We start from the raw sequence: 722 nt of genomic DNA, 5'->3' as shown, positions 1-722 counted from the left end.
CGCCGCCGAACCGCACCCGCAGGTCGCCGGGGTACTCCGTCTGCGACCACGCCAGCTCACGATCCGTCAGCGCCTCGTCGTCGATCACCAGCACGTCACCGGCCCCGAGGTCGACGACGTCGCCGGTGGCGTTGGCGGTCGCGAGCATGCCCATCGACGTCCGCGTGCGCAGGCTCAGCTCTTCGCCGCGCGCCGCCAGCAGCAGCGCACCGCAGGCGGCCGCCAGCGCCGGCTGCGACGGTGTCAGGACCGGGGTGCGCCCGTGGATCGAAAGCCGTTCGGCGACAAGCGGAATGTGTGCGCCCCCGCCGACGGCCACCACGGCCGCGAGGTCCGCCCAGCTCTTGCGGTAGCGCACCAGCATGTCGTCGAAGGCATAGATGAAGCCGGTCAGCCGGTCCGCCATCAGGTCTTCGAGATCGTCGCGTCTCAGCGTCAAACTGCAGCTGCGCCCACCGAGTTCGGCGGCGATCTCGGTGACCACGTCGACCGAGAGCCGTTCCTTGGCCAGCCGGCACTGCTCCCGCACCTCGCCGAGCTGCCCCACGGCGGCCGTACTGCCCGGGTCGATGCCGCTGCCGCGGCCGAGCTCCTCGAAGACCCGCAGCAGCAGTTCCTGGTCGATCTCGTCGCCGGACAGGGCCCCGTAACGCATTGTCGCGCTAACGAGTTCGAAATCACCCGCGACATTCACCAGCGTGGCCGACGTGCCCCCGCCGCCG

Annotated in this window: 1 protein-coding gene; it reads right to left on the bottom strand. The window is 70.9% G+C overall.

From position 1 onward, the window contains the following. A partial coding sequence (locus A9X04_RS00395) for an Hsp70 family protein (protein ID WP_156764160.1) occupies positions 1-722 on the bottom strand: 722 nt, incomplete at both ends.

The organism is Mycobacterium sp. E3247 (assembly GCF_001667785.1).
Classification (GTDB): domain Bacteria; phylum Actinomycetota; class Actinomycetes; order Mycobacteriales; family Mycobacteriaceae; genus Mycobacterium.
The sequence above is the reverse complement of the archived record's forward strand: the minus strand, read 5'-3'. Positions and strand labels throughout refer to the sequence as shown.